The organism is Mycolicibacterium gilvum, assembly GCF_900454025.1.
GTDB lineage: Bacteria > Actinomycetota > Actinomycetes > Mycobacteriales > Mycobacteriaceae > Mycobacterium > Mycobacterium gilvum.
This window is the reverse complement of sequence record NZ_UGQM01000008.1, coordinates 17,622-42,637: the sequence shown is the minus strand read 5'-3', so window position 1 is coordinate 42,637 and position 25,016 is coordinate 17,622. Positions and strand designations below refer to the sequence as shown.

25 protein-coding genes and 7 pseudogenes are annotated in these 25,016 nt (G+C 65.0%); 15 read left to right on the top strand and 17 right to left on the bottom strand.

Features of this window, described 5'->3' with window-relative positions:
- Positions 1–21 precede the first annotated feature (21 nt).
- From DYE23_RS30185 to DYE23_RS30150, 8 genes and pseudogenes are all read right to left on the bottom strand, one after another.
- Positions 22–321: pseudogene (locus DYE23_RS30185) on the bottom strand (integrase core domain-containing protein); the annotation flags it as partial.
- Positions 322–328: 7 nt separating this feature from the next.
- Positions 329–1,677: pseudogene (locus DYE23_RS30180) on the bottom strand (IS30 family transposase).
- A pseudogene (locus DYE23_RS32050) lies at positions 1,617–2,018 on the bottom strand (DDE-type integrase/transposase/recombinase); the annotation flags it as partial. The pseudogenes DYE23_RS30180 and DYE23_RS32050, both read right to left, overlap by 61 nt.
- Before the next feature lie 22 nt (positions 2,019–2,040).
- Positions 2,041–3,264 carry an IS110 family RNA-guided transposase gene (locus DYE23_RS30170; protein ID WP_115329321.1) on the bottom strand — a complete coding sequence of 408 codons (1,224 nt, stop codon included), beginning with the start codon at positions 3,262–3,264 and terminating at the stop codon, positions 2,041–2,043.
- Positions 3,265–3,555: 291 nt separating this feature from the next.
- Positions 3,556–4,343, bottom strand: a pseudogene (locus tag DYE23_RS30165) (IS3 family transposase); the annotation flags it as partial.
- A 203-nt stretch (positions 4,344–4,546) separates the two neighbouring features.
- Entirely contained in the window at positions 4,547–4,849 is a 303-nt protein-coding gene (locus DYE23_RS30160; protein ID WP_235660714.1) for a hypothetical protein, read from the bottom strand.
- 111 nt (positions 4,850–4,960) lie between these two features.
- A complete protein-coding gene (locus DYE23_RS30155; protein ID WP_115329320.1) occupies positions 4,961–5,878 on the bottom strand; it encodes a hypothetical protein in 918 nt (305 codons plus the stop codon).
- A 5-nt stretch (positions 5,879–5,883) separates the two neighbouring features.
- On the bottom strand, positions 5,884–7,083 hold the full coding sequence (locus DYE23_RS30150; protein WP_115329319.1) for a helix-turn-helix domain-containing protein: 1,200 nt from the start codon (positions 7,081–7,083) through the stop codon (positions 5,884–5,886).
- Positions 7,084–7,219: 136 nt separating this feature from the next.
- Between DYE23_RS30150 and DYE23_RS30145 the strand changes: the two genes are divergently transcribed.
- From DYE23_RS30145 to DYE23_RS31820, 4 genes are read left to right on the top strand one after another with little or no spacing between them, the layout of a single operon-like run.
- A complete protein-coding gene (locus DYE23_RS30145) occupies positions 7,220–7,465 on the top strand; it encodes a hypothetical protein (RefSeq protein ID WP_115329318.1) in 246 nt (81 codons plus the stop codon).
- Positions 7,462–7,821, top strand: a complete 360-nt coding sequence (locus DYE23_RS30140) for a type II toxin-antitoxin system PemK/MazF family toxin (RefSeq protein WP_115329317.1) — start codon at positions 7,462–7,464, stop codon at positions 7,819–7,821. Before DYE23_RS30145 ends, DYE23_RS30140 begins: the two co-directional genes overlap by 4 nt.
- Positions 7,822–7,839: 18 nt before the next feature.
- Positions 7,840–8,286, top strand: coding sequence for a hypothetical protein (locus tag DYE23_RS30135; protein ID WP_235660710.1), 447 nt, complete (start codon positions 7,840–7,842; stop codon positions 8,284–8,286).
- Positions 8,286–8,411, top strand: a complete 126-nt coding sequence (locus DYE23_RS31820) for a hypothetical protein (protein ID WP_264033199.1) — start codon at positions 8,286–8,288, stop codon at positions 8,409–8,411. The genes DYE23_RS30135 and DYE23_RS31820 overlap by 1 nt, the downstream gene beginning before the upstream one ends.
- A 17-nt stretch (positions 8,412–8,428) precedes the next feature.
- Here the strand turns inward: DYE23_RS31820 and DYE23_RS30130 are convergent, their stop codons facing one another.
- Positions 8,429–9,664, bottom strand: a complete 1,236-nt coding sequence (locus DYE23_RS30130) for an IS256 family transposase (protein ID WP_115329316.1) — start codon at positions 9,662–9,664, stop codon at positions 8,429–8,431.
- A gap of 215 nt (positions 9,665–9,879) precedes the next feature.
- Between DYE23_RS30130 and DYE23_RS30125 the strand changes: the two genes are divergently transcribed.
- A complete protein-coding gene (locus tag DYE23_RS30125; RefSeq protein WP_235660708.1) occupies positions 9,880–10,425 on the top strand; it encodes a hypothetical protein in 546 nt (181 codons plus the stop codon).
- Between the two features lie 78 nt (positions 10,426–10,503).
- Here the strand turns inward: DYE23_RS30125 and DYE23_RS30120 are convergent, their stop codons facing one another.
- Positions 10,504–10,881 carry a hypothetical protein gene (locus DYE23_RS30120; protein WP_235660706.1) on the bottom strand — a complete coding sequence of 126 codons (378 nt, stop codon included), beginning with the start codon at positions 10,879–10,881 and terminating at the stop codon, positions 10,504–10,506.
- A 103-nt stretch (positions 10,882–10,984) separates the two neighbouring features.
- Here DYE23_RS30120 and DYE23_RS30115 point away from each other — a divergent pair, with 103 nt between their 5' ends.
- Positions 10,985–11,209 (top strand): hypothetical protein, encoded by a 225-nt coding sequence (locus DYE23_RS30115; protein ID WP_115329314.1) that lies wholly within the window; start codon positions 10,985–10,987, stop codon positions 11,207–11,209.
- A 45-nt stretch (positions 11,210–11,254) separates the two neighbouring features.
- Here the strand turns inward: DYE23_RS30115 and DYE23_RS30110 are convergent, their stop codons facing one another.
- Positions 11,255–12,226: a DUF4226 domain-containing protein gene (locus tag DYE23_RS30110; protein ID WP_115329313.1), complete on the bottom strand. Its 972-nt coding sequence runs from the start codon at positions 12,224–12,226 to the stop codon at positions 11,255–11,257.
- 143 nt (positions 12,227–12,369) lie between these two features.
- Here DYE23_RS30110 and vapB point away from each other — a divergent pair, with 143 nt between their 5' ends.
- From vapB to DYE23_RS30090, 4 genes and pseudogenes are all read left to right on the top strand, one after another.
- Positions 12,370–12,597, top strand: a complete 228-nt coding sequence (gene vapB, locus DYE23_RS30105; protein ID WP_115329312.1) for a type II toxin-antitoxin system VapB family antitoxin — start codon at positions 12,370–12,372, stop codon at positions 12,595–12,597.
- A complete protein-coding gene (locus DYE23_RS30100) occupies positions 12,588–12,998 on the top strand; it encodes a PIN domain-containing protein (RefSeq protein ID WP_115329311.1) in 411 nt (136 codons plus the stop codon). The genes vapB and DYE23_RS30100 overlap by 10 nt, the downstream gene beginning before the upstream one ends.
- Positions 12,999–13,057: 59 nt before the next feature.
- Positions 13,058–14,077: pseudogene (locus DYE23_RS30095) on the top strand (IS21/IS408/IS1162 family transposase); the annotation flags it as partial.
- A 63-nt stretch (positions 14,078–14,140) separates the two neighbouring features.
- Positions 14,141–14,467 (top strand): annotated as a pseudogene (locus tag DYE23_RS30090) (ATP-binding protein); the annotation flags it as partial.
- Between the two features lie 45 nt (positions 14,468–14,512).
- Here DYE23_RS30090 and DYE23_RS30085 read toward each other — a convergent pair.
- Genes DYE23_RS30085 through DYE23_RS30075 form a run of 3 tightly spaced genes read right to left on the bottom strand, consistent with a single transcriptional unit; the run spans position 14,513 to position 18,302 of the window.
- Positions 14,513–14,956 (bottom strand): DUF6262 family protein, encoded by a 444-nt coding sequence (locus tag DYE23_RS30085; RefSeq protein ID WP_115329310.1) that lies wholly within the window; start codon positions 14,954–14,956, stop codon positions 14,513–14,515.
- Positions 14,953–17,124: a tyrosine-type recombinase/integrase gene (locus DYE23_RS30080; protein WP_115329309.1), complete on the bottom strand. Its 2,172-nt coding sequence runs from the start codon at positions 17,122–17,124 to the stop codon at positions 14,953–14,955. The genes DYE23_RS30085 and DYE23_RS30080 overlap by 4 nt, the downstream gene beginning before the upstream one ends.
- Positions 17,121–18,302: a tyrosine-type recombinase/integrase gene (locus DYE23_RS30075; RefSeq protein WP_115329308.1), complete on the bottom strand. Its 1,182-nt coding sequence runs from the start codon at positions 18,300–18,302 to the stop codon at positions 17,121–17,123. The genes DYE23_RS30080 and DYE23_RS30075 overlap by 4 nt, the downstream gene beginning before the upstream one ends.
- Positions 18,303–18,423: 121 nt before the next feature.
- On the opposite strand from DYE23_RS30075, the pseudogene DYE23_RS30070 reads away from it, so the two are divergent.
- Positions 18,424–18,876: pseudogene (locus DYE23_RS30070) on the top strand (ATP-binding protein); the annotation flags it as partial.
- Between the two features lie 553 nt (positions 18,877–19,429).
- Here the strand turns inward: DYE23_RS30070 and DYE23_RS30065 are convergent.
- Positions 19,430–19,714 carry a hypothetical protein gene (locus tag DYE23_RS30065; RefSeq protein WP_235660704.1) on the bottom strand — a complete coding sequence of 95 codons (285 nt, stop codon included), beginning with the start codon at positions 19,712–19,714 and terminating at the stop codon, positions 19,430–19,432.
- Positions 19,715–21,802: an alpha-1,4-glucan--maltose-1-phosphate maltosyltransferase gene (locus DYE23_RS30060; RefSeq protein WP_115329307.1), complete on the bottom strand. Its 2,088-nt coding sequence runs from the start codon at positions 21,800–21,802 to the stop codon at positions 19,715–19,717.
- Between the two features lie 523 nt (positions 21,803–22,325).
- On the opposite strand from DYE23_RS30060, the gene DYE23_RS30055 reads away from it, so the two are divergent.
- Together DYE23_RS30055 and DYE23_RS30050 are read left to right on the top strand one after the other, a co-directional pair.
- The gene (locus DYE23_RS30055; RefSeq protein WP_235660702.1) at positions 22,326–22,571 is read left to right on the top strand and encodes a hypothetical protein; all 246 of its coding nucleotides are present in this window, start codon (positions 22,326–22,328) and stop codon (positions 22,569–22,571) included.
- A gap of 347 nt (positions 22,572–22,918) precedes the next feature.
- Positions 22,919–23,293, top strand: coding sequence for a hypothetical protein (locus DYE23_RS30050; protein ID WP_115329324.1), 375 nt, complete (start codon positions 22,919–22,921; stop codon positions 23,291–23,293).
- Here the strand turns inward: DYE23_RS30050 and DYE23_RS30045 are convergent.
- Positions 23,281–23,505, bottom strand: coding sequence for a hypothetical protein (locus DYE23_RS30045; RefSeq protein ID WP_172527972.1), 225 nt, complete (start codon positions 23,503–23,505; stop codon positions 23,281–23,283). The genes DYE23_RS30050 and DYE23_RS30045 overlap by 13 nt on opposite strands.
- A 67-nt stretch (positions 23,506–23,572) precedes the next feature.
- On the opposite strand from DYE23_RS30045, the gene DYE23_RS30040 reads away from it, so the two are divergent.
- Together DYE23_RS30040 and DYE23_RS30035 are read left to right on the top strand one after the other, a co-directional pair.
- On the top strand, positions 23,573–24,034 hold the full coding sequence (locus tag DYE23_RS30040) for a hypothetical protein (RefSeq protein ID WP_115329305.1): 462 nt from the start codon (positions 23,573–23,575) through the stop codon (positions 24,032–24,034).
- Positions 24,035–24,329: 295 nt separating this feature from the next.
- Positions 24,330–24,797 carry a hypothetical protein gene (locus DYE23_RS30035; protein ID WP_147292312.1) on the top strand — a complete coding sequence of 156 codons (468 nt, stop codon included), beginning with the start codon at positions 24,330–24,332 and terminating at the stop codon, positions 24,795–24,797.
- The last annotated feature ends 219 nt before the right edge of the window (positions 24,798–25,016 follow it).

Below are 25,016 nucleotides of genomic sequence, written 5' to 3'. Positions count from 1 at the left end.
CCGGAGGCTGCGTTCGTTGAATCACCCTGCCTTTGGTGGGGTGCGTCTGTGATCGTAATAGAACTCCTCAGCGGCTTCGGGGGTGAAGTCGTCGAGGTACTCGTGCGGGCGTTCGGTGTTGAACCAGACGACCCACTCGGCGGTCGCAAGTTCGACCTGATTGACGTCACGCCACGGGCCTTGCCGGCGGATGAGTTCGTTCTTGAACGACCCGACCGTGGTCTCGGCCAGCGCGTTATCCAGGGCGTCACCGACCGATCCGACCGAGGGATCGACACCCTCGTCGATGAGCCGCTGGGTGAACGCCACCGAGGTGTATTGCCTGGGTTCAACCGGTCGTTGCAACACCGGGTTGTTGGAGTGAGCGTAGCTGCTCGTCGAACACCTCGGCAGGTGTCTTCCAGGCGAGGCTCTTGCGGGGTCGGTTGTTCAGCGCGAGAGCGACTGCCTCGAGGTCTTCCGCGGACCACCGTGAAAGGTCCGTGCCCTTCGGGAAGTACTGACGCAGCAACCCGTTGGTGTTCTCGTTCGTCGGCCGTTGCCAGGGCGAGTGGGGGTCGGCGAAGAACACCTTCGTGCCCGTCTCGAGAGCGAACTGGGCGTGGCCGGAGAGTTCTTTGCCGCGGTCCCAGGTGAGCGTCTTCCGGAGCTGTTCGGGAAGCCTCGTCATTGACGCTATGAGCGCGGCGTTCATCGCGACGGCGCCGTAACCGCCCAGCGCGAGACCGTTCTTGACGGGCTGTATCTCGCCATAGCCTTCCAGCCGCGGCAGATGCACCAGCAGGGTCGAGCGGCTCTTGCGTTCGACGATCGTGCCGATCGCGGAACGGCCCGTGCCGATGATCAGATCGCCCTCCCAGTGTCCGGGGACGGCGCGGTCCGCTGCCTCCGCGGGGCGCTGAGAGAACACGATGTCCGCGGTGACATGCCCTTGCGGGCGGTTCTGCGCTCGAGCCCGTGGCTGGCGGAGCGCGCGGCCGGTTCGCAGGCAAGTGACGAGCTCGCGTTTGAGCGCACCACGGCCCTGGATGAACAGCGACTGGTAGATCGCCTCGTGGCTGATGCGCATGGACTCATCATCCGGGAAGTCGACCTTCAGCCGGTGCGAGATCTGCTCCGGGCTCCACGCGGTCGCCCACCGCCGGTCCTGCCGGTGCGGCTTGTTCAGCCCTTTCCACGCGGGCGCCCCCGGCCCGACGACGATACTGCCGTCCGGCCGGCGCACGTTCCCGCGAGCCGCTCCTGTACGTACTCGCGCAGCCTGTCATTAGTCGCCAGCCTCGCCGTTTTCGGTCGCTTCGCCGCCTGCTGAGCCTTCCACTGCGCCACCAACGCCCGGTACTCCTGCTTCCCGCTGCGCGTGGCCGCGTTGCGGCGCAGTTCGCGGGAGATCGTTGCCGGGTCGCGGCCGATCCTGCGCGCGATCTCACGAACGCCGATCTGCTTGGCGCGCAGCAGCGCGATCTCCTCGCGCTCCTCGAAGGACAGGTAGCGGCCGGTGGGCACGACAAGCGAGATCGGTGACATGCCGCCAGCGTGGCGAAACCAACGGGTTCCGACCGGCACGGACACGCCCACCTTCAGCGCCGCTTCGGCCGAGGTGATACCCGTCGCGATCAGACGCCAGAACTGCCGCTGCACCGCCCGTGACGGCTCAGGCCGCCCGGGCGACCGCATCGGCGGACGCAACGCTCGATCCGCACGCCACTGCCGACGCGCACCCTCGGGCACATCACTCGTCTTCGCGGCCCAGTCCTTCGTCGCCACTGCTGAACACCTCCACGGTCAAGGTGTTGCGACGACCAGTTGAATCCGCCTTGCGCGCCCGCGTCGCTGTGAGCAATCAACCCGTGCAGGCTGGTGGTGCCGTTCTGGGCGCGAGTGAAGAAAGCATGCTCGACGGCGTCGAGGACCAGGTCGGTGGTCATCGATCGGGCGGCCCGCCACCCCAGAATCCGGCGACTGTAGGCGTCGATGACGAACGCCACGTAGACGAACCCCATCCACGTCGATACGTAGACATCCCACGCCAGTGAGGTGTCAAGCGGCGACGGGATGCGGGTGCTCGGCTCGGTGGGGCCAGGCGGCGGCGTCGTCCCACGGCGCGTTGTTGGCCAGGCACCACCACAGGCGTCCGAGCAGCTTGTTGGCGAGGTTGCGCAACGCGGCGTTGTGGCGATCGCCGGCAGCGCGGCGTTTGTCGTAGTGCTCACGGGCTCCCGAGGATTTCGTGAGCATCGAGAACGCCCACCAATGGCAGGCATCGCCGAGCCGCTTGTTGCGAACCTTCCGGGCCTTGACGTAGCGCGAACGGCCTGATGCGATCGTGACCGGCGCGGTACCGGCGAAGGCACGCAGACTGTTCGCATCGTTGAATCGCGCTGGATCGTCGCCGATCTCGGCCAACACGCGGGCGGCCAGTATCGGACCGAGGCCCGGTGTTGAGCGCAGAATCTGTGCCTGTGGATGCAGCTCGAACTGGCGGGTCAGCTCGGCTTCGAGGTCCTCGACGGCGCGTGCCATCGCGATCACGATGGCGATGAGACCGGACACGGTGTGTCCGAGGGCCGCCTCGACGCGTGGGGGTTGCCTTAACGCCGGGGTGTGCAGATCGGTGAGGATCTGCTCGACTAATTCGGGATGATTGCCGCGCCCGGCCCGCTGCAGCAGACTGATCACTCGACGGCGGGTCAGCCGTTGACCGGCCGCCGGGGCCGGTGCAGCGGCCAGCACACTCAAAGCCGCCTTATGTTTGAGGTTCGGAAATGCCTGCAAGGCTTGCGGATAGAATTCCAGCAGCACCGACCGCAGGCGGCTAACCGTCTGGTGCAGCGCCCAGATCGCTTCCTGGTGCTGGCGGGCCAACGCCTTGACAGCTCGGCCGTGCTCACTGACCGCCGGCATCTGGCGGTGCATGTGCCGGTCGGTGCGCAGGATATGCGCGAGCACAGCGGCGTCTCCGGGGTCTGACTTGCCTCCGGACTGTGAGTGGCGTTCCCGGTAGCGCGCCACCGCGCGAGGGTTGATCGGGTATACCGTGAACCCGGCCTCAACCAACGCCACGACAAGGAGATTCTTATCGGTCTCGATCGCCACGGGAGTGTCCTCGACGCTCCCGCCATGTTCGCCGATTAGCGACAGTAGACAGTTGAATCCGGCTGCGCCAGAATCAATCCGGGAACGCGCAACCACAGCCCCGCCCTCGTCGATCAACGCGATGTCGTGATGCGCCTCGGCCCAATCGACCCCGCAAGTCAGTTTCATGTGACATGTCTCCGTTCGTGTCGAGTTCTCCTCCGTATCGAGCTCGAGTTTGGTGCGGCGACCTAATGGACAGCGCTCGGTGGCGCGGCATCTCACAAGCCGATCACCTAACTCGTGGGCGGACCGGCAGGGTCACCGTCTACGTAGAGATCTCTGACGCGTCCGTGTCATCACATGCAGTGATCACCTGCTGGCAGCTCACCAACCAGACTGCGCCCGGATCGGTAAAATCTCAGTGACCCCTGCCGGTTCGCCTCCTGCGTGTCGGAACAAAGCCCGACTCTCCCATTACGTAAAGTCGGCCACCCACAACCGGTTTGGCGCTGCAGCATAGAAGCGGCGATCGACCAGATCGGGATAGCCCACGTGACTGTCATCGGCAGTGGTGGTCTTATGCTTGGACCCGTACCGCGCACCCTCCCAACCATTCTCGCGCATGATCCGCTCCACCGTGCAGCGGGCGACATCGTGACCCTGACCGCGCAGCCAGATCCACAACTTGCGCGACCCGAGCGTCTGAACGAACCGACCTTTCTTCTTGTCTTCCCTGGCCGCAGTGATGATCTCCACCAACTCGGCATCACGCACCCGCCGTTGCGTCGGGGTCTTAGCGATCCACTCGTAGTAGGTCGACGGACTGATCGACACACCGTGCTGCGAGAGCACGGCGCACATGGGCTCGACACCCCAGCGCAACCCTGCCCCACCGTCGGGGCCGGTCACCTGATGGTCCTTGTGTTCGGCGATGAACCGGATCACCGTCTCCCGGGCCGGTCGAGCTCGGCCCCGAAGAAAATCGCCGCTGCTTTCAAGATTTCATTGGCCCGACGCAGCTCGGCGATCTCCTTGTGCAGCGCCTTGTTCTCTTCGGCCATCTCAGAGGTGACCCCTGGGCGCTGGCCGGTGTCGACTTCCGCGCGGCGGATCCAGGTCCGCAACGTCTCCGGGGTGCCGATCCCCAACATGCCCGCGACCGCGGTGATCGCCGCCCACTGGGACGGGTACTGCGGGCGCACCTCAGCGACCATGCGTACCGCGCGCTCACGCAGCTCCTCGGGGTACTTGCTGACACGTCCCATAACTCAGATCCTCCCAAGATCGGAAGTCTCCGGAAACGCCGGGACGGGTCAATGACAGTGAACAGGCCCGAACTCAATACTCAGCCCACAAGTCGTCGGGGTCGGTCAACACCTTATCGCGGTTCTTGAGACACCGTTCGGCGCATTGCTAACGCCAGTCGATGTCTCCGCTTGATGTTCACATGAGAGGGCGCATGCACGGCTCACCGGCGCGAGCGGTGCACGGTGTAGTTCGTCCACTCAGGGAACTCGCACATGACGATCGGGGCGCGGTGTGCGCGCGTGCAGAGCACCTGGAGAACGCCGTCGTGGACGACCGCGGCAACGTCGGCGTCGGCGGGCAGGTAGCGGGTCGCGGAGACGATGGTGGTGTCATCATCGGCGACGTCGACCTCAACGCTGCCGGCTCCCGCGATCTGGCACTCGCGGTAGTAGTCGACGCTCATCTCCATCAAGCGGCTGGGAGCGACATCAAAAACGAGAATCTTCGAAGTACGAGTCTTCATGGTCACGTCGGGTTTCCTTCCCTTATGCACGACTTTCGTGCTGGGGATCAACCCTAGAAAATGACCGTGCAGCGCTTGGGCCGTCGCGTCCCTCACCTGCGCATTTGGTCGTTAGCTCACGCGTCGGGTGGGTTTAGAGTTGTGCAGGAGAGCGTCAATCGTGGCCTGTGTCTTCGAGCCCCACCGCGGGTCGAGTGCACTGACGAAGGCGGCCCACAATGGCAGGGCCACGGTCGCCTTGAGCGTGTCGGCGTCGGCGCCGCGCGCGGCGGGGGAGCGGTAGGCAAAATTCCAGGCGATCGCGCGGGCCGCGTCGTCGACGATCCAGTACAGCAACTCGTCGGCGTCGACAGTTTGACGCGTGCCTGGCTGGCCGGTCAGGACATCCATGCACCGATAGTGGAGAGAGCCGTCCGCATCGACGGTATAGGCGGCGCCGGAGGCATCGACTGCGGGAAATGCTTGGAACTGCGGGCGGGGGAGGGTCCGCCTTGCCGAAATCCTGGCGACCACAGTCAGTTGCGCCAAGGCGTGCTCAATGCGGTGCTCTAGGGCCTCGTAAGGCGGCGGGCCGCCGGGAGTGCGGATGCCTGGTTCGAGGTCCTCCAGGTCTGGCCATGATGGCAGCGGTGTGGGGGAGTGGTCCAGGAACGCGGTGGCGACCCACACCATCTTCGTGGCATCGAGGACGTCAGCCTGGCCGATGCTGGGGTCGAGGATGTAGGAGACGTCGACGGGGAGATCGAGGGCAGGCTTTGCAAGGTCGGTCCCGGGGACGCGGGGATGCAAAGCCGCGTAGTAGATCCACAGGAATGGCCCGTGTGCGTCTCGGCCGCGTTGGCCCGGCGGGTAGTCGGCGTCCGACGCGCCCGCAGGGAGGCGGTGCTTAACGGGTGTCGCCAGCTGAATGCATAGCTGGTCGGCGCCGTCAGGTCCGGGCGGGCTGGCCAGCACTGTGGCCGGTGTCGGCGCGCTGTTGAGCAGTTGCACGGGGCCGCACTCGACGTGGTGAAGAAGTACCTCGCTCATTGTTGCTACTGACCTTTTCGACCTGCTTCGAGCCGTTCGAGGGGACTGCCGGGGAGGGCTGCAGGGGTGGGGGTGTCCATGACGGCGCTTTCGATGGCGCCCTCGATGGCGCTGCTTGAGTACGTCGACGGTGCGTGCTTGTCGAAGTCCTCGTGAGCCCAAGTCTCGGGGGCAAGGGTGATATTGATCGACAGCGGTACCGTCAGCTCTAGGGCCGCGAGCTGCGCGTGGATGGCCTCGGTGAGCCGGGTCGCGTACTCGGTGTATTCGCGTTTCTGCTGCTCAGTGAGTGCGTCGACCAGGGCAGCGATCGACTGCATGGCTTGCTCATAGGCGATCTCGCCGGGGGTTGGATCGCGGGAGGCCTCGGCCTCCGCTGAGAGTTCGGAGAGCAGGGCCACGTCGTCAGCGTCGCCGGTCCAGCCATCGTGGGTGATGACTAGGTAGCCGTTGTCGTCTACGTTCACCCAGTCCACGGCTGCGATGCGGGGGTCGTTGGGGGAGAAGGGGCCTGGCGGCAGGTCGGTGGGCTCAGGAATGGCGTCGGCGCGGGCGTCGAGTTCGAGTTGTGCGTCGGCATAGGCGTCGTCGCTGCCGTCGTCGATCTGGGCAAGAATGCTTTCCACCCAGAGATCGACCACGACCGGCTCGGTGCGATGGCGCAGTAAGTCTTTGTCGTCAAAGACCGTGGCTTGTAGTGTGCGCCGCACCATTTCGGCCTCCCACGAGCCTGGCCGGCCTGCCAGTGCCTCCTCGATGCTCCCGACGTTGGCCGCCGCGCCCGCCAGGGCCAGCGTTACGAAGGCGGCCCAGTCGATGCGCAGCGCGGCGCGGGGATCGGGATCGACCTCCCATTGGCCTGACGTCGCTTGCCGCATAGGTTGATTGGTCAGCCGGGTTGCCTCGGTAAGTACGCTGATCGCGTCGTGGAGGACCTCATCGTGAGGCCTCGGTGTGGACGCCTGGTCGTCGGTGAGGTATCCGGTGTCGAAGAGGGCCGCAGAAACGACCTCGCGATAGGGCTTGCCGATCACGCGGGTGACGGCCGCCAAATTCTCGCGGTCCGGGAGGCGGCTGACACCGTTAATCCGCCACTTGCGCAGGTTCTCGCGGGACATGCCAATCCGGCGGGCCACTTCGGATTCGCTCACGCCGTGCGCGGTCCGATACCTGTCGATCAACTCGACGAGGCGGGGGATTGCCATGCCGCCAAGTATTCTGCGACAGTATGCCTACGTCAAGTGTAAGTTAGCATATGTGCCAACTGTGAGTTGACATAATCGCTATTATCGGCATACCAAAAGTATGCTAATGTTGGATACCGGATGCTAGCATGACGCAATGGCGGACCTGACGACGATCAAAGTGTCGAAGCCGTTGCGTGAGCGCATCAGCGCAGCGGCCGGACAAGAAGATGCCACGGTGCAGAAGTTTCTAGAGCAGCTCATGGACGAACACGACCGACATAAGCGGATGGCCGCGGTCGCCGAGGCTATCCGCGGTGCCGACGAACCGGCATTGTCCGTCTGGCGTGCGGAAACGGCTGAGTGGGCCGCAGTGGATATAGACACCGAGGCGACTCGGTGAATGTTCCCTTGCTGCCCGGCTCGGTGGTGTGGGTCGACCTGAACCCGACGTTGGGCCGAGAACAGGCCGGACGCCGGCCCGCGGTCATCGTCGCATCGTCTGGCTACTTGGAGGCCGTCACCGAGTTGGCCATCGTGGTTCCAGCCACGACCACTGACCGCGGCTGGCCGCAGCACGTCGAGCTCACCGGACCCGGCCTAACCCTTCCCCGCCCCACTTACGCGATGACAGAACAGCCTCGCACCGTCAGCCGGCAGCGGATCGCCAGCGCCGCTGGGGCTGTCGACAGTCGCTGCCTGGCGTCGATTCGGCGGTGGCTCAGCGACTTCCTGCACGACGACCTTTCGTCACGGTGATGAAATAGAGGGCTTGCTATGGACGTCGTCGACTACCTGAGCACCCCGAAGTGTCGCGCCGGGGCGCCGCCCAGCTCCAGCCTGCCGATGTTGCATTTTGAAAGCCTCGACGCCGCCACGGTTAGTTGGTGTCGGGATTGGCGCGCCGAGCTTCGGATGACCGATTTGGCTGCCGAGGTGGCCGCACCCCCGGTGACGGTCGGTGCGGTGGACTTCGTGCTGGTGCAGATGGGCGAGGGGCACCGGCCGGTCGCCGATCGCCTGGCGCTGCTCGGTATCCGGGAGGCCCGTTTCGGAGAGCTGTTCGATAGAGGACAACTCGAACCGAACCTCGACGAGCACGACGAGTTCTGCGACGGCATGCCAATATTCACCGCCCTGCTAGTGCTGGACGCGATCGTCGACGACCTGATACCGGCCTCCCGGTTGCGCCCCTGGTCAGTGGCCGAGGAGTGTGCAACCTGATGAGCTCACCAGCTGCTGTTGTTGCCCTCGCCCAGTACCTACGCAGGCCGCAAGTGGCGCGCCGAGGCGCCGCGGAGCTGAGCCTGGTCAAGTCCAGGGACGTGGTGTACGACGTCGTCGTGTGATTCTTCGTCGTGATCGTTCAGGCGGTCAGTGCCGCCGGGGTGTCCTCCTGTTCTGTCGGGGTGTCGTTGGCGGCGCGTGATTTGCTCAGGACGTCGAGGCCGAGGTAGCGGCGCGATTCAGCCCATTCGTCGTGTTGTTCGGCCAGCACTGCTCCGACGAGGCGGATCAGGGCGTTGCGGTCGGGGAAGATCCCGACGACGTCGGTGCGCCGGCGGATCTCCTTGTTGAGCCGCTCTTGGGGGTTGTTCGACCAGATCTGGCGCCAGATCTGCTTGGGGAACGCGGTGAACGCCAGCAGATCCGGCCGGGCGTTCTCGAGATGATCGGCGACCTTGGGAAGCTTGTCGGCGAGCGCGTCGATGATCCGATCATATTGAGCAGCAACGGATTCAGCGTCGGGCTGGTCGAACACCGAATGCAACAGGGTCCGCACCCACGGCCACGACGCCTTCGGAGTGACGGCCATCAGGTTGGTCGTGTAGTGGGTTCTGCAGCGCTGCCAGGCCGCCCCGGGCAGGGTGGCCCCGATCGCGGCCACCAGCCCGGCGTGCGCGTCGGAGGTCACCAACTTCACACCCGAGAGGCCGCGGGCGGTCAACGACCGCCAGAACGTCAACCAACCCGCACCGTCCTCAGCCGTGGTGACGTCGATGCCCAGGATTTCGCGGTAGCCCTCCTTGTTGACCCCGACCGCGATCAGGGCGTGCACGTTGACCACCCGGCCGCCTTCGCGGACCTTGAGGACCAGCGCGTCGGCGGCCACGAACGTGTAGGGACCGGCGTCCAGTGGACGGGTGCGGAACGCCTCGACGGCGGTGTCGAGTTCCTTGGCCATTACGCTGACCTGGGATTTCGACAGGCTGGTGATGCCGAGTGTCTCGACGAGTTTGTCCATCCGCCGGGTGGAGACCCCGAGCAGGTAGCAGGTGGCGACCACGGTGGTCAGGGCTCGTTCGGCGCGTTTGCGGCGTTCCAGCAGCCAGTCCGGGAAGTAGGAGCCCTGACGCAGCTTCGGGATCGCCAGATCCAATGTTCCCGTGCGGGTGTCGAATTGGCGGTGACGGTAGCCGTTGCGGGAATTGGTGCGCTCGGTGCTGCGTTCGCCGTATCCGGCGCCGCACAGAGCGTCGGCTTCGGCACCCATCAGGGTGTGGATGAAGGTGGCGAGCAGCTCACGGAGCACGTCGGGGTGGGTGGTGGTGAGTCGTTCGGCCAGCACGGTGGGCAGGTCGATATTGTGGGCAGTGGTCATCGCGTTGGTTCCTTTGCTCGAGTGACTTTGGTCGGTCTCTCGAAGAATCACGCGATGACCTTCAATCATTCGGCTACGACACGCCGGTACCGCTGATCAGGTCCGACTCGTACACCACTCTGCTGGACGCAACCCTGAGCCTGCCGGTGCTGCACTTCGAAAGCCTCGACAGAGCCACGGTCAGTTGGTGTCGCGATTGGCGCGCAGAGATACGAATGACCGATCTGGCCGCCGAGGTCGCCTCCCCCGCGGTGACGGTTGGAGCGGTGGACTTCGTGCTGGTGCACCTCGGACAGAGCCGCCAGCCGGTCGCTGACCGTCTCGCTCAATTGGGCACTCGGGAGGCCCGTTTCGGAGAGCTGTTCAACGGAGGGGAACTTGAGTCGGCGCTCGACGAGCACATCGAATTCTTCGACGGTATGCCAATATTCACCGTTCTGCCGGTGGTGGCCGCGATCGTCGACGACCTCATGCCCGCCTCCCGGCTGCGCCCCTGGTCGGTGGCCGAGGTCATCCACACGATGCTGCCGACAAACTCAGGCATGGCGGTTGCTTCTGCCCTCGACAGTGCCGGCCGGCCTGGTCGTCAATTGGTGTCGGCGGACCGGCTCGACCATGACTGGCTCGACGTCGGCCTCACAGGAATTCCCGGCCACCCGGCCCTGGTCGGCCGGGCGACGATGTTCACCTATCTCGACGATGCGCGCGCCGCCCTGGCAGGCGTCGCAGACGAGGTGTTCGCCGTTCGAGCTGGTAGTTAACGCGGGTCTCAGTTCTTCTGTGCTGCTGAACATTTGAGTCTTCAGGCCAGCAGGCTAGCTGGAAGTGCGTTGTCATCTTCACTTCCGCTGCGCGACCACCCAGGGGATCGCTCGGATGGCGCCAAACACGAAGATGGACCATATGCACAAGATTCCGACCCATAGCGCCATCTCGTCGTCGCGCAGCCATGCCGCACTGTGAAGGGCGCCTTCGACGAGGGCGCCGATGCCAACGAACGCGAACAGGATGGCGCTGAGCCCAACGACCGCGCCCAGCCCCAGGGTGCTGCTTGATGGCCATCGGCGCTTCACGTACGTCTCAACAGCCAACGTCGCGAAGAGAAACGATCCGGCCCACGCGGTCACCCAGAAACCAAGCATGGCGCCGATGCTAAGGCCCGTCTGCGACACCGTGGTCAATCCCTTGTCCAGCAGGGCCTGAGCGGACCAACGCACCGATCACCGCCCGCCTTAGCGCGACACCAGGTGCACGGCCAAAATTGTTGCACAGCAACTTATTGAAGTGGACTGACGCTCTTCGGGTGGGGTTTCACCGAGCATGCTTGCCGTGCTCGACGCGCGCGCCGATGATGTCGGATTGCGGATCCACTGGGAGATGCACGTTCGCGCCGGTGGCGATCCAGAGTCTGTCGGACTGACCGCTGGCGCCGGTCATGTTTTCATCTACGGGCCCGTTCGCCTCAACGACCACGCGGTCACACACATCAACGCGTTTCTAAACGCGCTCCTTCGCCGCGAACGCCGCATCGTCGAGGACCAGTAGGGCCACCCGCGATTGGTCTGACAACCACGTGTCGTCGAGTGTCCGCTAGTTACCGACCAGCGACTGCCGGCCTGGATCAGGGACCCACCAGCCGGGCATGTATTCGACATAACCCCACGGCGCGAGCTGATTGGGCGCTACTTGGATGACGTCGCGGACATCGATGGGCTGTTGCGGTCGCGGCCAGGGGGGTTGGGCTCCGTAATACGAATCCGGATGTGGCACCCCGATTCCGGGAGCTAACTGCTGATAGCCGGGCGGGAACAGTGCGTCAGAGTCGGGGTCGATCACGCGAATGTCGCCGAGATCAAGTGGATACTTCGCCGCCGGGGGCGGGGGCACGTATGCGATACCGCCTTCGGGGTCGGGATACCAGAGGTTAGGGCCAACTTGCTTGTAGTTCGGCGGCGCTAGCTCCCCTTCGGGGACGTAGGTCACCTTCGTGACGTCGAGCCAGTAGCGCGGATCTTCGCCGTGCGGGGGGTCTTCACCCGGCTTGTCTGTGGGCAGATCGGCTGGCGCTTGGGGTAGTTCGCCGCTGCCGTAGCTCAGTGATTTGACCTGTCCGGCGGCTTGACTGGCTTGCTGCTGAGTCGAGGCCACGACGGACTGTGCCTGAGCGACCTGAGCGCGTAGCGCTTTGAGCACCATCATTTCCGCGGCCGGTGTGCGAGCCGACGCGGCAACGTCAGCGATGGAGCGTGTCTGCGCCACGATCGTGTCCATTTGGCGCGCTCCGCCGTGGGTGATCTGCGCGGCGCTGCTCAGATGGGACTCCAACGTGGTGTCGGTGCGCCCTGCCGTACTCAGGCCCCGCTGTTGCTTCTCGGCAACCGATGCATGTCGATCAACCAGCTGGCCGGACAGCGCTGACATCTGTTGCCCCGTGCCTGCGGCGGACTCCGCTGCCGTTTGCAGTGGCACGCCAGACGTGGCGGCGGGGCCAGGTGTACCGAATAGGGAGCGCGCGCGTTCGACCACCGCCAGCGCCTGGGCCGCCTCAAGCTGAATGGTCACGCCATCAATTATCGGGCATAGACAGCCCTGGTGACAGCAGGAGTCAGGGCAACGGGGCGATACCAGTCGTCATGAGTGTCGCGGCGGGGAGCCAACTAGATGCCCTGTAGGCTGATATCGATGATATCAGGAGGTCATGCGAGATGGGTGATGTGCTGATCCGCGGCCTGTCCGACGCGGCGATCGCGCGTATCGACGCCGACGCCGCCGCTCGCGGCCTCTCGCGCCAAGAGTATCTGCGAACCAGATTTGAGACCGAAGGCTCGGTGGGCGCCTCCACGCGGACCATGACGGTCGACGATCTACGCCGTGCCGCCGCGGCTGCCACCGACCTCGATGATCCCGACGTCATGGACGCCGCGTGGCGGTGACCAACTGGCTCATCGACAAATCGGCCTACACGCGACTGGTCGCCTCCCCAGATGCTCAGGCCTGGGTTGAGCGCATCGAACGTGGCCTCGTGCGCATGAGCACTGTCACTCGCCTACAGATCGGCTACTCGTTTCGGAACGGGCCTCAGGCCCGCAGCGAATCAGGTGCGCCGCCGCTGGCATTGATGCCGCTCGAGTACCTAACTCCGGCCGCCGAGGACCGCGCCGTGGGCGTGCAGCTTCAGCTGGCCGACCGTGGGCTGCACCGTGCCCCGGCGATCCCGGATCTGCTCGTGGCTGCTGTCGCTGAGATGGCCGGCCTCACCGTGCTCGCACTCGACAGGGACTTTGACCTGATCGCGCAGGTCACCGGACAAGCCGTCGAACGGCTGCGCCTATGAGCACCCACGTGCGCAGCCTTCACCTGGCAGGGAAGGCGCCGACATGACCGCACCAGAGGGCCCATTCGCGGCATCTGTTCGTCCAACCGGTCCTGAAGATGCATCAATCCTCCTGGTGCGCTTCGCATGTGGCAGCGTTCGAGTTCTTCGGTGGCGTCCCGGCCCGGCTGGTCCCGGACAACCTGAAGACCGGTGTCACTCGACCGGATCTCTATGACCCGAAGATCAACAAGGCCTACGCCGAACTGGGTGCCCACTACGGTTGCCTGATCGACCCGGCGCGGGCGAACAAGCCGAAGGACAAACCACGCGTCGAGCGCCCGATGCAATACATTCGGGACTCGTTCTGGCGGGGCCGCGAGTTCACCTCGCTGGAGCAGATGCAGGCCGCCGCGCTGGTCTGGTGCCGTGAGGTAGCCGGGGCGCGAAACTCTCGGGCACTCGACGGTGAGCAACCAGGGTTCGTGTTCTCCACCGTTGAACAGCATGCCCTGTTGCCGTTGCCGCACAGTGATTTCCAACTCGCGGTGTGGTCGACGGGCAAGGTCGCCACCGACTGCCACGTGAAAGTCGGCAAGGCGCTCTACTCGGTGCCGTGGCGGCTGATGGGCCAACAGGTCCACGCCCGCACGTGCGGCGACCTGGTGCAGATCGTGCACGACGGCGACGTCGTGGCCACCCACGTCACCCATCACCGTGGGCGGGCCACCGACTTCGAGCACTACCCGCCGGAGAAGATCGCCTTCACGATGCGCAACCCGACCTGGTGTCGCCGAGTAGCCGCCGAGGTCGGACCGGCCTGTACCCAGGTGATCGCCGAATTCATGGAAGTCAACGCCATCCACCGACTGCGCAGCGCTCAAGGCGTCCTCGCCTTGCTCAAGACCGTCGGCCACGACCGCCTGGAAGCCGCCTGCGCGCGGGCGATCACCGTCGGCGACCCGAGCTACCGCACGGTCAAGGGCATCCTGGCCGCCGGCACCGAACTCGACGGCATCATCGAATCCGCCGCCCCGCAAGCCGCGGCGCATCTGCGCGGGCCGCAAGCCTTCGACACCACCACCGGAGAGATCGCGTGATCAACGCATCGTATCCAGCTGGCAACCAACATCATTCGATCTGAACCTAAGGACATCACCACCATGAGCATCCTCGACCCCGCACTACGCAATGCGCTGCGCACCCTCAAACTCACCGGCATGCTCGACACCCTGGATGCCCGGCTGGCGCAGACCCGCGACGGCACCCTCGGGAACCTCGACTTCCTCCAGGTGCTCTGCGAAGACGAGATCGCCCGCAGAGAATCCGCCGCCCTCACCCGGCGCATCCGCCGAGCCCGCTTCGAGGAACAATCGACATTCGAATCCTTCGACTTCACCGCCAACACCAAGCTGCCCGCGGCGATGCTGCGCGACCTGGCCGCACTGCGGTGGCTCGACGCCGCCGAATCAGTGATCCTCTACGGACCGGGCGTTATCGAAGGTTGGAGCTCGGAATGGATGTGTTTGTCCTGTTCAGGACGTTGTTGCGATCGATGCAACGTTGGGCGGCGAGTGGATGCCGCGGCGGGCCAGTTCGCGCCGTAGGTCGAGGTTCTCGCCGTGTGCTCGCTCGAGGGCGTCGCGGAGCGCTTGCACTTGCTGGCGGTGCTGTTTCTTGAGTTCGGCGATCTGGCGGGTCAGTGTGATGACGACGGTGTTGTCGGCATCAGCAGGCTGGTCGGTGGTGGCCTTGCGGCGGGCGCCGCGTAGATGCTCGATTCGTTTGCGCAGTTCGGGGTGGTTGTAGAGGAAGGCGTGGGAGACGCCAGCTTCACGTTGCACGGCTTGGAACGTGATCGGTTCGCCGCGTTTGATCAGTCGGCGGATGGCTTGGTCAGCGTCTCGGGTCTTGTTCTTGGACTTGGCCTTCGCTGCCTCGGTGAGGGCGGTGATTCGGCGTTCTCGGGAGTCGGTCATAGGGTGCTCCTGCGGTGGCGGGTGAGGTCGAGAGTCAGCGGGACGGGTCCAGCGCTGGGTCGATGACACTCGGAGATCGCGCCGTGGGCCGCGGAGTCGGGTTTGTGGTCGAGGGCGTCGAGGAGCCTTTCCAGGGCGTGGTGTTCAGTACGGCGCGTGGTGAGCCATACGTTGTCCTGGGGCATGGGATGGCCGTGCCGTTGCTCGAATTCTGTTGTGGCCCGGTCGATCAGGTCGGTGGTTTCGCGGAGTTGACGTTGCAGGACGTCCCGGTGGGTGTGGTCGGTGACGAATACTGAGCAGGTCAGGCAGGCGTTGCCCTTGTCGCAGGACTGCAGCGGTGGCAGGGTGCACCAGCCGTTGGGCAGGAACCGGTCGGCGCGGCGGAACAGGTGCAGGCTGTCGTGGTCGTCGCTGCAGAGTTGGATGCGGGTGCCGTCGGATCGGAGCTTGGCGGTGGCCAGGAACGCCTGCTCGGCGTGTTCGTCGCGGGCGGCGATGTAGTGCATGGTCATGGTAGGGGTGGCGTGTCCGGCGTAGCGCTGCAGTACGTGGACTGGCAGGCCGAGTTCGGCCAGTCGGGTCAACCGGGTGTGTCGGAAGCGGTGGGTGTGGCTCAATCGCACGGCGTGGCCCTTGGCGTCGGTGATCTGAACGAGATCGCTGAGGGTGCGTAGGACCCAGTTGTAGGTGCCTGCTGGATAGGGTTTGTCGCCGCGGCGGTTGCCTAGGCGCCGCGTGAACAGGAAGCGCCTGCTGCTGCCCGGATGCTGTGCATGTATCCAACGGTGTTGTTCGGCAATGACTTCGGTGACCGCGTGGTCAACGAGGATGGTGTCGGGTGCGACGTCGATCTTGCTTTGTGCGTAACGGAACCTGCTCAGCGTGTGGTCGTCATCTGCGGCTGCGGTGGTACTGGGCGCAGCGGAGAGGCAGTCGAAGTCGCAGGTGCGTATCTCGCTGGCGCGGCGGCCGGTGAGGATCTGCAGCAGGATCATCCGCATTGCTTGCGGGTCCTCGAGTCCGTTGGCGGTGATGGTGGTGCCGTCGCCGCGGGTGATGGTCATCTGCTCGTTGCGGGGAAGCCCGATCAGCGGCAGCGCCGCGGTGATCTGGGAGAGTGCGTGGTCGTCGATGTAGTTCGCGTCGTTGAATCCGCGGTGATGCGGTATCCGGCTGACTCGGCCGAACCAGCTGGCGGCGTGCGTGGCGCTCACCCGTTGCCAGGGTTCGGCGCCGAGGACGCTGCGAGCCTCCCCGGGATTGGCGGCAATGAACTCCAGGAGGCCGGCCACCGCTCGCAGGTCGTCGTTGATTCCCCTGCTCGGCACAGTTCTTCCGAGGTGGCGGGTGTCGGATTCGCGGGTGACGCGGTTGGCGGCCACCGCGGTCCACCGCGCGAACGCAGCTGCCTGTTCGACCGCGCTCGTTGGGTCGCCCAGGATGATGGTCGGGTCGTCGAAGCTGGCGGTCAGCCAATTGTCGAACCGGCGGAAGCTCCGCATGCGTTCCTGGCTGACCGTGGTCCAGCGCAGCGCCCCAGATTCCAGGGACGTGCCCAGGTGCCATTTCACGGCGGTCCGCAACCACCCAAGCTGTATATCTCCGGGTGAGCAGCCGTAGTTGGCGACCGGTTCACGATCGGTCAGTGGTATCCGCGGATCGCAGCGCGGGTGCCAGAAGTCCAGTTGCCACCACGGGCCGTCGTGGCAAGCGGCGATCAGGGCGTGCCGGGCGAACCCGAACAGAGCGTGCACCCGGCCCCGGCCCCGGGGGGAGGGCAGTCGCTTGCCCCTGCTGATATAGAACCAGCTCTGCAACACCGCTGCGGCGTCGTAATCCATGGCCCGGATCGATGAGGGGAAATCGCGACCTTCGGCAACGGCCCGCCGAATCATGTTGGCCAACTGCGCCATCGCCAGCACAGAGACGCGGGTGCCATCGCTGGCCTGCCAGTGCGCCATCCACGCCAGCTCCGCGGCGAACGGGTCGGGTAGTCCGCTCAGATCCAGATGCGACCAATCGTTCTCGGTGATCGACGCCCAGTTCTCGATGCCGGGCCCGAGCACGGGGCCACGCCACTGTGCCGGCAGCTCGTCCCAGAGTCGCCAGATCGGATCGAGGTGTTCGGCACTACGCAGGTGCAGGTGGCCATGCTCGTCGATCACTCGGCCACACGCCAGCTGCTGGCGTAGGACGCCCAGTTGGCGGCTGCACGCAGGGCTTCGTCGTCGCGAACCCAGCCGTAGAGGTCAAGGGTGGTCTGCACGTGGGCGTGCCCGAGGCGCCGGGAGACCACCCATTCCGGCGTCCCCGCCAGAAGCAGTGCGGTGGCATGGGTGTGGCGGAACCAATGCGGCGTCCACCCGGGTGGCCCGACGCCGCGGCGGCGCAGTGTGGCCACTTTCTCCCGGACCGTCGTCTCTCGCAATGCGGCCAACAACGGTGGTCGGAACACATTCACCAGTAGCGGCGACGTGTCCGTAAGGGCGATGCCGACTTCGGTTGCCCGGCAGGCGATGTCGGTGAGATAGTCGGCGAACAGCCGCTCGAGGTCGGCACCGACATAGACTCGTCGCGGTCGCATCATCTTCACCCGCGCCCCGTTCGGGTTATCGCAGCGGGGCACGATCTGCACATACGCGGTGCCGCCGCGGCCGAGGACGAACTCACCGATCCGCAGGCCCAACGTCTCCCCGAGTCGCATCCCGGTCTCGGCCAGCAGAGCGAACACGAAGCGGTCCCGCAGGTTGCCTCGCCACGATCCGGACTCGGCGTCGAAGACCGCGCAGCCATCCAAGATCGCCTGGATCTGTTCCGGCAGCAGCAAGGGAGGTCTGTTCCGGCGTCGGTCACGTCGCACGCGCACCAGCGAAGATGCCGCCGGGGCCGAACGCGCATCCAGATGGGCCAGCAAGCCTCGGGCTGGTCGGTGCCGCGGTGTTCCTCGCAGTAGCCGTCCCGCTACCGCCACCCCGGACAGTGCCTGATGCCATCGGTAGAACGAAATCACCGCTGCAAGCCGAACTTCCAACGTTGAAGCGGTCGGCGTCGGGTCAGACTCAGTCAGCCGATGTTGAACCGTGCGGCCATTGCGCTGCCAGGACAGGAACGCCGTGACGGCGGGGACACCGACCTCACGCCAACCGTCGGTCTGTCCGCGTTGCTCGAGGAAGCTCCACCACTGCGCCAATGACGTCGCATAGCCACGCACCGTGTTCGGTGACCACAGGTGCCGGTGAGCTTCGATCCACTCCTCGATCGGACCGACCGTTGCGAAGTCCTCGCCAAGCACAGTCCACGTCCGCTGCCCACCCGCAGGACACACAGCCACTGGATACGCCATCGTTGCCGTTCCTTCACGTCGAAGAACACCCGCCGATAAACCGGCAACAACAATGACAAACGAGGCTTCAACCCCTTTGTTGCATACATAGATTCGAGCGTGTTACTACCCGTTGATAACCGTCGGAGTCGGGAAAACCCATATGGCACAAGCACTTGGGCACGCAGTGGCCCGCCGCGGCGGCGACGTCCGATTCGCCAAGACCTCCCGGATACTCTCCGACCTCGCCGGCGGTCACGCCGATCGCACCTGGGGGCAACGCATCCGCGAATACACCGAACCGCTCGTGCTGATCCTCGACGACTTCGCCATGCGCGAACACACCGCGATGCACGCCGACGACCTCTACGAGTTGATCTCCGATCGCGCCGTCAACGGCCGCCCCCTCATCCTGACCTCCAACCGATCACCGAAGGACTGGTACAACCTGTTCCCCAACCCCGTCGTCGCCGAGTCGCTGCTCGACCGCCTGATCAACACCAGCCACCAGATCCTGATGGACGGACCCAGCTACCGACCCCGAAAAAGACCCGGCGCTAGCGCGCCGGTAGACAACGCCAAGCCCACCCGGTAGACCTACACCGAGGCCCACCGGTGGCGGAATTACATGACGGACACCCCGGGGGAATTACGCGACGGTCGACAGCCGCGCCGCTGACTGTCACGGCGCGCAACAAGTAGCAGGTATCAGCAGCCGGCGCGGCGTTCCGCGACTGGCGGACGCTGGCGGAGGGGAGAGCCGCGGGCACGGACAGACGAGGCAACACACGCAAGGAATCTCATCGATACCAGCGGTTATCGACGAGATCGATTTGGCGAGCCTCTTATTCAATGACGCACGCGCCACTCTGGCAGCGATTGGGGACCTAACTGCACGGGCGGACGGTCTGCCGCGCGACACCTCGACTTCCCGCTCAGAGTTCAGGATTGCGCACAGATTCCGGCGCGCCCGTGGTACCAGCAAATAGTGCGAGTTTGCGGCGTTACGACTTGCTCGAGCGGTGAACTGGTGAAGCTTGGGCCAGAGTGTTTAGCCACTCCCCCATGACCATGATTCCGCCGGATATCGTGGATAGTCTCTATTGTCCATGATTAACCGCCGCATATTCTCTATCATGTTGTGCCGCTTAGTATTTCATGCCGTCGGCGTATGCCAATAATTCGGCTTCATGACGCATGTTCGCACGAGATAGGCGGATGCGGATCGACGTGAACGCTTCGGCGGCCTCGGGCCCACCTTTGGCGGCCGCGGCGAACGAAGACGCCGCATCAAAGTAGGGCAATCCGCTGACCGTGCCCCAGTCATACAGATTGACAACGGTCGCCGTCGAATCCGTAGTCTCCAGGTTCCGGCGCCCAGCAACGCGCCGCGTTCGACCATCACAAATTGATCGGTTCGAGTCATCGTCCACTCACTCCCTACGCAGCAAGATCAGTCGTGATCCGGATGGTATCTGCGGCATGTTCAACACGTGGGCGATCGCCTTGGCGGGATCGAGGCGAACGTAATTCGCTTGTCCCCATTGGTATTCCTCTCCGGTGATCTCGTCGCGCACCCAGAAGCGGTCGTAGGGCTCCATCCCCAACGCGCCCATATCCAGCCACAGCGTGGACTCCTCGGGTGCTAACGCGTTGAGGGTCACCACTACCAGCACCGTGTCTCCGGTCACCGGATCGAACTTGCTGTAGGCCAGCAGCGCGTCGTTGTCGATGTGGTGGAACTTGATGGTGCGCAGTTGACTTAACGCGGGGTGCAAGCGACGAATCTCGTTGAGTCGGGCCAGCAATGGCTCCAGTGATTCGCCCTTGGCCAGCGCTGCATCGAAATCACGGGGGCGCAGCTCGTACTTCTCCGAGTCCAGGTACTCCTCGCTCCCCTCGCGAACCGGTCGGTGCTCGAACAGCTCGTAGCCGGAGTACACGCCCCAGGACGCGCTCATCGTGGACGCCAACACCGCCCGGATGGCGAACATGCCCGGACCGCCGTGCTGCAGGCTCGCGTGCAGGATGTCCGGTGTATTGACGAACAGGTTGGGGCGCGCGTAGTCGGCGTGTTCGACGATCTGCTGGCCGAATTCAGTCAGCTCCGACTTCGAGATGCGCCAGGTGAAGTAGGTGTAGGACTGGGTGAAACCCAGCTTCGCCAGGCCGAAGAGGCGGGCCGGACGGGTGAAGGCTTCGGACAGGAACAGCACGTCGGGATCGTCGTTTTTCACCTCGCCGATCAGCCACGCCCAGAAGTTCGGCGGTTTGGCGTGTGGGTTGTCGACGCGAAAGATCTTGACGCCGTGGGCTATCCAGAACCGCACCACCCGCAGCACCTCGTCATATAGACCGGCGGGGTCGTTGTCGAAGTTCAGCGGGTAGATGTCCTGGTACTTCTTCGGGGGATTCTCTGCATAGGCGATGGTGCCGTCGGGCAGCACGGTGAACCATTCCGGATGCTGCTTTGCCCACGGATGATCGGGGGCGCACTGCAGCGCCAGGTCCAGCGCCACCTCCATGCCCTCATCCCGGGTGGCGGCGACGAAATCGTCGAAGTCATCGATGGTGCCCAGCTGCGGGTGCACGGAATCATGGCCGCCCTCGTCGCTGCCGATCGCCCACGGCGAACCGACGTCGCTGGGAGCTGCGGTCACCGTGTTGTTGCGACCCTTGCGGTGCACCTTGCCGATCGGATGGATCGGAGCCAGGTAGACGACGTCAAAGCCCATATTGGCGATGCGCGGCAGCGCCTTGGCGGCGGTGGCGAAGGTGCCGTGCTTCGGCTTGCCCTTGTTGTCCCACCCGCCGGTGGACCGCGGGAACATCTCATACCACGCGCTGAAACGGGCCAGCGGACGATCCACCCAGACGCCGTATTGTTCGGCGCGCGTGATTATTTCGCGCAGCGGATACTGCGCCAGCAGCTCGACAACTTCGGGCGAAAGCGCCGCGGCGGCGCGGGCGAACGGATCGCCGGGTTTGCGCAGCGCCTCCGCGGCCTGGAGCAGAGGATCGCGAAGCTCACGGGGCACACCCGCCGCGGCCCGCTCCAGCAGCCGGGCGCCGATGAGCAGATCATTGGACAAGTCGGTCTCGCCCTGGCCGGCGTCCAGCTTGGCGGTGACGGCGCGCCGCCACGTAGCGATCGAGTCGCCCCAGCCGTCCACCCGGAAGGTCCACAGGCCGACGCAGTCGGGGGTGAACACCCCGTGAAAGACGTCGGGTGTACTGCCCAGCGACATTGGGAACCGCTGCGGTTTGACCCGTGCCGGCGGATTGACCACGGCCTCGATCGGGACCGGTTCTACGGCCGTGGCGGCCGGCACCGGGGCCTCGGCCAGCTGCGGATATGCGGTGCCGTGGTAACGCACCACCAGGGAGGCCGCGACCGCGTCATGGCCCTCGCGCCACACCGTCGCCCGAACCGGCACCACCTCGCCAACGACAGCTTTGGCCGGAAATCTTCCGCCGGAAACGACGGGTGCGACGTCATCGATCTCGATACGACCGGCCACCCACCCACTCCGTTCGCTTGGCGCGGCGCGGAGCCACGCGATGTTGTACGGCGGACCGCTCGGGCCGCGCCCTGTTGTCCGGTCTCAGCCTCATCGCGCCCCATACCCACCGTAATGTCCACGCCAACCCCACGGGCTCGAGGACGTCATTGCTGCGATCGCGCCGGGCGTGGCCAGCCGACAGGCCATTGACCAGCCGTCTCGGCACCTTCGACGTGACAGTCTCTGGGATCGGCGGGTCGCGGTGCTCGACGGCGAAGCCTCGGCGCTGGTTGCGCTGGGTCCGGTGGGGCTGCGACGCAATCGGGCCGTGCGGGACGAGGTTGCAGGAGTGTTGTCAACGCGCCGTTCAGGCGGTATTTGTCGGCGCCCAACGAGGTGAGGTATCGGTGGGGTCGGGCCTCATTGGGCCTGGGGATCGGCATCATCGCGTGCGTGCGTCGGGTCGGCCGTCCTCGGCGAATTCTGTCGGCTCTGACGACCAACACAGCCCGCGGCGCAGTCGATTGACCGCATCGGCCCGGTGTCGGTGCTGCCGAAGGAGGGTGACCCGCACATGGCCGGGGTATCCGATGCAATGCTTGGCGTCGTGGACGGTGAGGTCCGCCGGATCATCGACGAGTGCTACGCCGAGGCACGGAAACTGTTACGGGACAACCGCGACAAGCTCGACAGTATCGTCGCGGAGCTGTTGGCCCACGAGACGCTCGACGAAGCCGAAGTGTACGCGGCGGCGGGTATTCCGAGGGAGGCCGTGGCGCAGCGATAAAGGTGATCGGCAACAGGTCGATGCCCTCGATGTCATGAGGCGGGAGGGGTGTCGCAGCACGGCTGCACCCTGATCGGCGCCCGGAGCGTCTATTCCAAGAAATGTCCGTGGGCGCGATCAGCTGGCTGTTCGCACCACACCCGACCACCTACTGAAGGTTCACGTCCCGGCAGGAGTCACCACGGCCGGCTAGCGTTCCAGGCGGCTCACTGATTCCATAACGAAGCGTGTCTGCCTGTGGTCGCGCGACGGGAAATAGGCCTCGCACTGCTGGAACAAACACGGGTGAGTAATTCTGGCACGCCAGGTCCAGGGCGCGAGCGGCCGTGACCGCGAGCATGGAATGCATGGCGGTCAAACTGAACGAGACGGCTTACGAGCACGCGCGGGACCTGATCGCGGCGGGCAGGTACGTGATTGATGACCGTGACGCATGGAGCGAGCACCAGCCCTCGGCCCGGCAAGAGAACGACTACATCGAGCGGCACGGGATCGCCGAGTACGCACGGTGGCATCTCGGGATTGACGACGAGCACGACGAGAACACGAAGGGCCGCTACAAGTTCCCATACGGCGACTTCCAGAACGTCCACCGCTGCGGGCTGCTGGCGGCGGAATCGCGTGCCGGACAACGCAAGTACTACGACATCGAACTCGCGGTGGCTCACCTGCATGGCATGCTGGAAGCGTTGCTGAGGTCAGCTGCCACTCACCCGCAGTAACAGGCCGAGCGCCTGCCCGACGACCACTGCAGCGCGCCGCGGGGTGCCACGGTCGGGTACGCGAACCTGAGCAGGGCGCCGTTGCCCGCGTAATCAACGAAAACGACTCCCGAACTCGACGACGAGTCGGACTGGGTCATGTCCCAGCGGGCCCGCATCGTCGGGCCAGGATTGCGGTAGGGCTTGCGGTGATGCCACGCTGCCTCGATCAACAGCCGTAGCACCTGGGGGCGGGAAATGGGCAATGATGGCGTTGATGCCTTGGGCGGGTGATGGCCGATGCGCCGCGTTGACAGCGCCACCGCTGCGGCGGTGACATTACTGGCCCTCACGTCGGCCTACTTTGTGATCGACAACTACGTGCCGCTGTACCCGTGGAACAACCTCACCGAGGCGGGGCCCCAGCTTGGCAGCACGCTGTCGATGGTGATCCCCTACACGGTCACCGCGGCGGCGCTGCTGGCCAGGTGGCGGTGGCCGGCCGTCTTCATGGCCGGCTACTGCTGGGTGTTGCTGGCACTGCAAATCGCTACCTGGTACCCGCCCTACCTGTTCGGTACATCCGCCGCCTGGTACCGCGTCCACGGCTACGAAAAGACGACCAAGCTGCTGCCGGGGATCGACAACCACGACGTAGTCGTCGACGCCCAGCACAACGTGCTGCAACTGCTCACGCTGGGCACCGCTGTCGCGGTGACCCTGGCGACGGCCCGGCTGTGGCGGGGGTGCCGAACCTCTTGAGTCCGCCGATCTGGGCTCAAGCAATAGCCTGTGAACTGTGGTTATTGTGGTGCACTCGGTGAGATTCGAACTCACACTCGACGGGTTGTGAATCGTATCGTGGCAACCTCCCTGCCCTGCGGTGATTGCAGTCGTCGCGCAATGAACACGCAGATAGAGGTCTTTCTGGTGACCTGCGGCGACTTCCGACGGTCTGTGACAAACCTGACGTTGCGGTAGCTAACCACCCGTAGTGGGGGTGAGCGCGCACGAATTTGTCGCACAGCGGCAGGCGGGCGCGCTCCCGATTACACGCATGGGCGAGGAAGAAGTCGCCGTTGGTGCGGACGGCGTGGTCGCGGCCACTTTCGCTGCGGTCCAGGAGGCCCGTAGCGGCCTGGCGATCGCCACCAAAGTGGAGCGCCAGCTGCTCGGCGTGAGCATCCTCGCACTTCACCATCTCGCTGGTCTTAAGGAAGAAGTCGCCGTTGGTGCGGACGGCGTGGTCGCGGCCACTTTCGCTGCGGTCCAGGAGGCCCGTAGCGGCCTGGCGATCGCCACCAAAGTGGAGCGCCAGCTGCTCGGCGTGAGCATCCTCGCACTTCACCATCTCGCTGGTCTTAGTGCCGCACGCCGCGACGCCACTCGGCCGCGGTCTTGTCATCGCCTCGGCCCACTCGATCTGCCCTTCAAATCCAAGCGATATCGCCATGGCTCGGTAGCGGTCCCGATGGTCTCGAGAGGAGGCTTCATCGCCGTGGGCTCGAGCCAGCAGCGCGCGTAGCCGTAGCAGTGCTATCTCGTGCGGCACGAATCCGGGGTGGGTCGGGACGGCAGCCAGCCGGTCGATCGCGGCCTGCGCCTCGAAAGATCTCCGTCGCCGGCGCGTTGCCACTGTGCTCCCACCGATACGGAGGTGGCCAGGGCACTCCAAGACAGACCGGTCTGAGTCAGGCTGACCGGTTCAGTATTGCCGAATGCCGGGCAGGTGACCGGTCGGGGC

Bases quoted from the DNA above. Each gene is read 5' to 3' on its own strand.
- DYE23_RS30075 (WP_115329308.1), bottom strand. From the start codon at position 18,302: ATGGCGTATCCAGTGGCTGTGTGTCCTGCGGGTGGGCAGCGGACGTGG.
- DYE23_RS30130 (WP_115329316.1), bottom strand. From the start codon at position 9,664: ATGACCACTGCCCACAATATCGACCTGCCCACCGTGCTGGCCGAACGA.
- DYE23_RS30125 (WP_235660708.1), top strand. From the start codon at position 9,880: ATGACCGATCTGGCCGCCGAGGTCGCCTCCCCCGCGGTGACGGTTGGA.
- DYE23_RS30035 (WP_147292312.1), top strand. From the start codon at position 24,330: ATGGGCGAGGAAGAAGTCGCCGTTGGTGCGGACGGCGTGGTCGCGGCC.
- DYE23_RS30085 (WP_115329310.1), bottom strand. From the start codon at position 14,956: ATGACCGACTCCCGAGAACGCCGAATCACCGCCCTCACCGAGGCAGCG.
- DYE23_RS31820 (WP_264033199.1), top strand. From the start codon at position 8,286: ATGAGCTCACCAGCTGCTGTTGTTGCCCTCGCCCAGTACCTACGCAGG.
- DYE23_RS30155 (WP_115329320.1), bottom strand. From the start codon at position 5,878: ATGAGCGAGGTACTTCTTCACCACGTCGAGTGCGGCCCCGTGCAACTG.
- DYE23_RS30050 (WP_115329324.1), top strand. From the start codon at position 22,919: ATGGCGGTCAAACTGAACGAGACGGCTTACGAGCACGCGCGGGACCTG.
- DYE23_RS30170 (WP_115329321.1), bottom strand. From the start codon at position 3,264: ATGAAACTGACTTGCGGGGTCGATTGGGCCGAGGCGCATCACGACATC.
- DYE23_RS30040 (WP_115329305.1), top strand. From the start codon at position 23,573: ATGCGCCGCGTTGACAGCGCCACCGCTGCGGCGGTGACATTACTGGCC.
- DYE23_RS30115 (WP_115329314.1), top strand. From the start codon at position 10,985: ATGCTTGCCGTGCTCGACGCGCGCGCCGATGATGTCGGATTGCGGATC.
- DYE23_RS30160 (WP_235660714.1), bottom strand. From the start codon at position 4,849: ATGAAGACTCGTACTTCGAAGATTCTCGTTTTTGATGTCGCTCCCAGC.
- DYE23_RS30145 (WP_115329318.1), top strand. From the start codon at position 7,220: ATGGCGGACCTGACGACGATCAAAGTGTCGAAGCCGTTGCGTGAGCGC.
- DYE23_RS30135 (WP_235660710.1), top strand. From the start codon at position 7,840: ATGGACGTCGTCGACTACCTGAGCACCCCGAAGTGTCGCGCCGGGGCG.
- DYE23_RS30150 (WP_115329319.1), bottom strand. From the start codon at position 7,083: ATGGCAATCCCCCGCCTCGTCGAGTTGATCGACAGGTATCGGACCGCG.
- vapB (WP_115329312.1), top strand. From the start codon at position 12,370: ATGGGTGATGTGCTGATCCGCGGCCTGTCCGACGCGGCGATCGCGCGT.